Below are 7914 nucleotides of genomic sequence, written 5' to 3'. Positions count from 1 at the left end.
CATCTGTATCAGATCATGGCTAATGAGTTGAAGATTTCTCATGTGGCGGTATCATTTGTTTATATGATGGTGCAATCGGCAGTAATAATCGGATTTATTTATTGTCAGGGCTATAGCTCTATTTATTTGATAAGCTGTATTCTTCTTTTGAGTTTGATTTATATTCTATTTATGAAGAAATATTTTCATTTGCATTTGAGTAAGTGATCTGAAGGAAGTATAACACAACAGTCCCCGGTTCTTGTAAAGGAATCGGGGACTGTTGTGTTATAGACTTTGGAACTATTGGTTATATTTCCCTTTACTTCAACCAAGTAATTCTATGCCAAATAGATTCAAGCGGACCTTGTTTATGTTTTTTGAGCCACCAACGGCAGAATTGGATTTGAGCGAACATCACTATAAGTCCTACAATGAAACTCCAGGCAATGCCGAGCGTTGAAGCCAAACCTAGTGCGTAGGGAAAGAAAATCAAGCTACCAATGATTGATTGACTGACATAATTAGTCAAGCTCATTCGACCATAAAAACGCAATCCATTGGTCATTTTTTGGAATATATCACTTTGATAGAGTATTACAAAGATTGAAACTAGTAGAGCTGTAAAAGCAATGTTATACCACATTGTAAGAATGATCTGCAACGAGTTGGAAGAAGACATTTTTGCAACGTATAGCACAAAACTTGCGATAAATCCCACAATAAAGGTTTTTACCCAAAACTCTACACCACGACTGAAATAATCGCCGCGAGCCAATATCATTCCTAAAATAAAGAGCCCCGGAGCTTGCAATAATCGTCCTGCATCAATTGCCCAAAACAAACTTGCAAGTTGGCCGATGGTGATGTTTGCTACTATCATTGGCCAAAATTCTCCGGAGTCTGTAATCGTTTTTAATGTAGGGTAGTAAGATTCGTTGAGCATTGTGGGCATGAAATTAATTCCCAAGCACTCTAATAGTTCGATAGGCTGAATTAGAAATAGCATAGCAATCGCTAACAACCATCCTTTTGATAATCTGCGTAAAGGAATCATTACGAATCCCATTACAGCAAAAAGCATCAAAACATCTCCTCCCGGAAAGAATGCGGCATTGAGAGTAGCAAATAACATTAATATCACCAATCGCCATGCAAAGCGTCCTCCAAAATCTCTATCTTTTGCTTCCTGATTACGCTGTTGAACGATAAATGTAAAGCCAAAAAGTAGAGCGAAAATAGTGTAACTCTTTCCTGCGAAGATAAAAAATAAACCGTCCCAAACACTTTGATTGAGAAGTTTTGCCGTTTCGGATGTAGCTTCGGGATAAACGCCATAAATAAAATGTTCGATAAAGTGTAGCAACATGATTGCAACTACAGCAAAACCACGTAGTGCGTCGACTGAGTCGACCCGGTTCATCTTTGATGTCTGATTCATAATATTACTTTAAATGAGTTTATTTGTGCTATGGCTGCAAAGATATAAAAATAACATTTATATTTCATGATTAAAAAAATAAGTAGTCCCCAGTTCTTAATAAAAGAGCCGAGGACTACTTATGTATAATCTTTGAAATCTTATTATTTAGCTGGTTTTAGCCATTTATCCAACCACTCAAAGAAAGTACGTTGCCACAAAACGCCGTTCTGAGGTTTCAATACCCAGTGATTTTCATCCGGATAGATAAGCAACTCGGCAGGAACGCCACGCATTACAGCAGCATCGAAGGCAGCCATTGCTTGATTGGCAAGGATACGGAAATCTTTTTCTCCGTGGATACAGAGGATAGGAGTATCCCATTTATCAATGAACTTGTGCGGGGAATTGGCAAAAGTACGTTGAGCGATGCTATTGTCTTTTTCCCAATAGGCACCACCCATATCCCAGTTGGCAAACCATTTCTCTTCTGTTTCCAAATATTGCATTTCCATATTGAAGATACCATCGTGAGCGATAAAGGCTTTGAAACGTTTGTCGTGATGACCGGCAAGCCAGTATACAGAGAAACCTCCGAAGCTGGCACCTACACAGCCCAAACGGTCTTTGTCAACATACGACTCTTTAGCTACTTCATCAATAGCGGTGAAGTAATCCTTCATACACTGACCACCGTAATCGCCACTGATAGCTTCGTTCCATTCTACACCAAAGCCGGGAAGACCACGACGATTAGGAGCTACTATAATGTAATCGTTGGCTGCCATAATCTGGAAATTCCAGCGATAGCTCCAAAATTGGCTAACAGGACTTTGCGGACCACCTTCGCAGAAAAGTATAGTTGGATATTTCTTGTTCGGATCAAACTGAGGCGGATAGATAACCCAAGTAAGCATCTGTTTGCCATCGGTAGTCTTCATCCAACGAGCTTCTACTTTTCCCATTTCAAGCTGGTCATATATCTGCTTGTTCTCGAATGTTAACTGAGTAGCTTCAGCAAAATCACTGGTATATTTGAGGGGCAAAGAATAAATCTCATCAGCCATGCTTATAGATTGACGCTTAGCAATTATTTTATCACCGCAGAGGGCAAATGATCCATAGTCGTGCATACCGTCGGTGAGTTGAGTCAACTTATCATTATCTGCAAGATTGATGTTATAGATTTGTATTTCGCCATGCCAAACGCCGGTGAAGTAAATACTTTGAGAATCTTTGTTCCACAAGAAAGCATCTACGTTTGATTCGAATGCTTTGCTGACAAAACGCTTCTCACCAGTAGCACGGTCCATTACACACAGACGGTTTTGGTCTGCTTCGTAACCATCACGCTCCATGCTCTGCCAAGCGATGTATTTGCCATCGGGAGAGTATTGCGGGTTGGTGTCGTATCCGGCCATTTCCTGCTTGCCGTCCGATGCTTTGGCATCTTTCTTGCAAAGATTGATAAATCCGCCTTTTTCAACATCATACTCGTAGATGTCAGAGTCGGTAGAGATAGCATAAGCCAATCCTACCTTCATGCGGCTGGTGAAGGCTATTTTGTCTGATGAAGGACTCCATGCCAGTTGCTCGATACCACCCCAAGGTTTCATCGGGCTTTCAAACGGAAGTCCTTCGAGGATGTCTTTTATATTACTGATACCAGTATTGTCAAAGTCGGCAACAAAAGGGTGTGGAGCTGTAGTTACCCATTCATCCCAATGTTTGTACATCAGGTCGGTAACGATGATACCGGTTGCTTTAGGTAGATCGGGATGCTGGTCGGCAGTGCTCTTTACGGTCTTTACTTGGGCAATGAAAAGTAGTTTCTTACCATCGGGAGAGAAGGAGAAGCCTTCGATATCGCCGTCATACTCGGTCAACTGTTTACGCTCGGTACCATCGGGATTCATTTCCCAAATTTGGTTGCTGCCGCTTTCGTTGCAGAGGAAGGCGATCTTTTTACCATCCTTGATCCAGGTTGGTTGTCCTTCTTGCCAAGCGTCACGGGTAATTTGTGTGTTACCACTACCGTCGGCATTCATAACGAATACTTCGTTGTTACTCTTGTTTTCCGGTACACTGTAGTAAGCTACCGTATAGGCAATTTGTTTTTCGTCGGACGATACGGCGATACTGCCGATACGTCCCATAGCCCATAATGCTTCGGGAGTCATACGCTTGCCTTCGATCTTAATGTCCTCCGAACGCTGAATAAGCGTTGCCGCATCTTGCCCGGCATCTTTTGTTCCTCCACAGGAGGCTAATGTCATAGCTGCTGACATAAGCAATAGATTTACTTGTTTCATATATGATGTTCATTTTCGATTAATTGACGCAAAGATACAAAATTACACAGATAAGTGTGTTGCCCAACGCAGATTAGTGTGTGAGCTTACACATATAAGTGCGTTGCCTCACACGGATAAGAGGATATAGTAAGCCTGTAGCAAATAATATGTTCTTTTGTTTTTATGTCTAAAAAATCACTCATAACTAACTTAAATTCTTCTTCCCTGCCAGTTTCCCTTCTTTATATACATCCAGCTAAAGAGGAATATGAAGGTGGAGTAAACCATTTCGGATGTCCAGCAGATAGCTACGTCAAGTTGTAAATAAAGGATAATGTAGGTGATATAGGCGACGTAGATAACTAATGTTCCCATTTCCAGGCCTAATGCTGTACGTGTATTTCCGGTACCTGAAACGGCTTGGAAATAAACATTGGCGGGCACCAGGAACAGATAGGCGGCACACATTACCCAAAGGGAATGAACGGACGCTTGCTGCAGATCGACCATATCTGTATAGATTCCTAATATTAAATTCGGAAATAGTGTAAACAGTAGTGCCAATGGGAGTACAAATATGTAGGCGATGCGTACATGCTGACGGATAGTTCCCTGCACACAATCAGTATTCCCTGAGCCGATCAAATTGCTGACCAATGACCCACAAGTAGAAGCAAATGCCATCATCACCATGAACAAAATGCCCGATACACTACGCACGATATTCGTGATGGCCAATGAACGTTCGCCCATGTGTTCTACATAGAGGAAGAAGAGGAACCAAGTGGATAATGAGACGGAATTCTGTATCATTGTCCACAAAGAAACATTCAGCATTCGTTTCAGTACTCCAAAATTGATTTTAGGAATACGGTCCAAACCATATTTACGACAATCGATGCGGTAACGGGTATACAGGATGAAGAATATCAGTGATACCAATTCGGCCAATGATGAACCTATAGCCGCACCTGCAATACCAAGCTCAGGAAAACCAAATTTACCAAAGATCAGTATATAGTTGAACACGACATTACTCAGTACCATCACAATGGAATTCAGAGTCAGAGTCTTAGTTAGGGTAGTCCCTAAGAAGAAAGCACGGAATATCACTGCACTGAAAGAAAAGAAAGCGCCGAATACCCGCCAATGTAGATAACTGATAGCGGCTTCGTATATATGCTCCGAACTGACAATACGTTTTAATATTAGCGGTGACAAGCAATAGGAAAGGATAAACATTATCGCAGCCATTCCAATCTGGAAATAGATGCCTTGATAAAACAACTCTCCTATATCTTTATATCGTTTTTCACCATTACGCCGTGCAATAAGGATTTGTGTTCCGATACTGAAACCAAAAGCCACCATAAAGATGACCATGTAGAATATACCGGCAATGGCAGATGCTCCCAGTTCCACTTCGCCTACACGCCCCAGGAATGCGGTGTCAGTCATACCTATCATCTGCTCCATTAGAAGACTGATAAGGATAGGATAAGAGATAAGCCAGATTTGCTTATAAGTATATTTAGTTTTCATGTGTTTATTATAAATTAAAGATAAAAATAGGGCTACGCTTTACATAAAATATAGCGCAGCCCTTATAAGTTAGTAATTAAAATATGTAATTACTTCTTCTGCCTTTCTTTCATCTGTTCTTGCTGCTTCTGCATAGCTTCCAGACGAGCTGCGAAACCGGTTTTCTTCATCTTCTTCGGATCTTTCTTATTGGATTCCAATTGAGCCAAAAGTTTTTCTTCATTGGTGGTTCTACGCATAATAATAGTTGTTACCACACTAATAAGAGTAGAGACGAAGTAGTAGTAGTTCAATCCCGAAGGATAGTCGTTCAGTACAAACAAGAACATTACAGGCATCAAGTACGACATCCACTTCATAGCTGCCATTTGAGGGTTAGCACCTGTATCTTGCTGTTGCATCATATACTTCGTGTTCAAGATATTGGTTACCGTCATCAGCAAACAGAATAAGCTGAGATGGCTGCCCAGGAAGGGTACATGGAACGGGAAGTTGATGAACGCATCGTAAGTAGAGAGGTCGTCTGCCCATAAGAAGCTCTGTTGACGGAGTTCAATAGCGCTTGGTACAAACATAAACAATGCCATCAGGATAGGGAATTGTATCAGCATCGGCAGACATCCGCCCATCGGACTAACACCGTATTGGCTATAAAGTCCCATTACTTCCTGCTGCTTCTTCATGGCATCTTCCTGCTTGGGATACTTCTGATTGATTTCATCAATTTTCGGCTTCAATACACGCATTTTGGCAGATGACATGTATGTCTTCCAAGTAGCAGGGAATACAACAGCTTTTACAATCAATGTCATAAGCAGCAATACGATACCCATGCCAAGTCCCCAACCGGACAACCAGTCGAAGATATTAATAGTAAACCATTGGTTAATCTGACGAACAACCGGCCAGCCTAAGTAAACCAAACGGTTCAGTTCCCATTTCTCTGTACGTCCTTTGTCAAGAGCAGTCAATGTTTTGTAATGATTCGGACCGAAGTAGAAGTACAATTGAGTAGCTTCTTTGCCAGTTGGATCGAACTTTGTGCTCATTTCGGCAGAGTAATCTTTTATATAACCACTGCCTTGGGCTTCCATCTTTGAACTAAGCTTGGTCTTTTCAAAGTCGGTGTCAGCCAAGAAGACTGAGGAGAAGAATTGGTTTTTGAAGGCTATCCAATCCAAACGTTCGGGAATATCTTTCGATTCGTCCTTATTAGCGGATAGATAGTCAGTGCCATTACCCACTTTTTTATAAGTAAGTTCCGACAAACGGTTCTCGTATGTATATCCTTTCTCTATCTGACGTGCACGTTGTGACCACTCAATGTCTAGGAAATTGTTGGTAGTTGCCAGCAAGTTTTCCATATTTACTGCCTGGATAGAAAGATCTATCAGGTAGGTATTCGGATGCATGGCATACGTGAAATCAATATAACTTACACTATCTGCCGATAAGCGCATAGTAACTGTACTATCTGTACGGTTTACAGTAGTGAAATAGTAATCATCCGTTTGAATGGCTCCCTTCTTATTGTAAAAGAGGAAGTTCATAGAAGCATCATCTCCGCTGAATAATGTGACGGGAGTCTTTTTATCCTGCCCCATGTATTCTTTCAGTGTTGCCGATGCAATACGCCCACCTTTGGTGTCAACTACTATCTCTGCAAGATTGTTTTGGATGGTTATCTGTGAGTTAGTTCCTTGACTTGCTGCAAAGAAGAGGGTAGTGGAGTCAACGGCTGTAGCTGCCCCGCTTTTTTCGTTAGCAAGAGCTGCATCTGTTTTAGCTTTCAGGTCTGCTTCCCGTTGTTGCACTTGGGCAATAGAGTCATAGTAGTGCTGTTGTGCATCCAGTTGCTCCTGGCTTGGTCGGCTTAAAAAGCTGAAACCTACTAACAAAATAGCAATTAAAACAAGACCCGTGATGGTGTTTTTGTCCATGTAATCAATTCTGAATTATAAATTATAAACTATGAATGCTTTTCATTTTCGATAGCTGCTTTCACAAACGCTACGAACAATGGATGCGGATTCAATACTGTACTGCCATATTCCGGATGGAATTGAGTACCGACAAACCATTTCAGTTTGGGTATTTCAACGATTTCTACCAAGTCCGATTCCGGATTTATACCTGCACATTTCATGCCGGCTTCCTCATATTCGTTCTTGAATGCATTGTTGAATTCATAACGATGACGATGACGTTCCTGGATATGTTCCATTCCGTATGCTTTGAATGCTTTACTACCTTTTTGCAATACACATTCGTAAGCTCCCAGACGCATGGTACCTCCCATATTAGTAATGGACTTCTGTTCTTCCATAATGTCTATTACATTGTGAGGGGTCTTTTCATCCATCTCGCGTGAGTTAGCATCGGCATAACCCAATACGTTGCGTGCAAATTCAATAGCAATACATTGCATACCCAGACAAATACCGAATGTAGGTATATCGTGTGTGCGTGCGTACTTAATAGCTACAAACTTACCGGCAATGCCACGTTCGCCAAAGCCCGGACCGATCAATACACCCGACATGCCTTTCAAAGCTTCTTCTATATTATCTTCCGTCAGTTTCTCACTATTTACAAAATCTACTGATACCTTGCGGTCATTGTAGGTTCCTGCTTGTGAAAGAGCTTCACGGATAGACTTGTAAGCATCTTGCAAGTCAT

At 41.4% G+C, this 7914-nt stretch carries 5 protein-coding genes and 1 pseudogene; 1 reads left to right on the top strand and 5 read right to left on the bottom strand.

Going from position 1 to position 7914, the window contains the following annotated elements; genetic code table 11:
* A pseudogene (locus Q1W14_RS05315) lies at nucleotides 1-207 on the top strand (hypothetical protein); the annotation flags it as partial.
* A 94-nt stretch (nucleotides 208-301) separates the two neighbouring features.
* Here Q1W14_RS05315 and Q1W14_RS05310 read toward each other — a convergent pair.
* The 5 genes from Q1W14_RS05310 to Q1W14_RS05290 form a co-directional block, all read right to left on the bottom strand.
* The gene (locus Q1W14_RS05310) at nucleotides 302-1420 is read right to left on the bottom strand and encodes a DUF418 domain-containing protein (protein ID WP_300699750.1); all 1119 of its coding nucleotides are present in this window, start codon (nucleotides 1418-1420) and stop codon (nucleotides 302-304) included.
* Nucleotides 1421-1563: 143 nt separating this feature from the next.
* Nucleotides 1564-3711 (bottom strand): S9 family peptidase, encoded by a 2148-nt coding sequence (locus tag Q1W14_RS05305; RefSeq protein ID WP_300699749.1) that lies wholly within the window; start codon nucleotides 3709-3711, stop codon nucleotides 1564-1566.
* Nucleotides 3712-3903: 192 nt separating this feature from the next.
* Entirely contained in the window at nucleotides 3904-5235 is a 1332-nt protein-coding gene (locus tag Q1W14_RS05300) for an MATE family efflux transporter (protein ID WP_300699748.1), read from the bottom strand.
* An 89-nt stretch (nucleotides 5236-5324) separates the two neighbouring features.
* The gene (gene yidC, locus Q1W14_RS05295; protein ID WP_300699747.1) at nucleotides 5325-7175 is read right to left on the bottom strand and encodes a membrane protein insertase YidC; all 1851 of its coding nucleotides are present in this window, start codon (nucleotides 7173-7175) and stop codon (nucleotides 5325-5327) included.
* Between the two features lie 29 nt (nucleotides 7176-7204).
* Nucleotides 7205-7914: CTP synthase (locus tag Q1W14_RS05290; protein WP_300699746.1), on the bottom strand; the 710-nt coding region annotated here is incomplete at its 5' end.

Origin of the sequence: Bacteroides sp. (genome assembly GCF_030151085.1) — a bacterium.
GTDB lineage: Bacteria > Bacteroidota > Bacteroidia > Bacteroidales > Bacteroidaceae > Bacteroides.
Note: the sequence above shows the minus strand (reverse complement) of the source record. Positions and strands in the feature narration are given on the sequence as shown.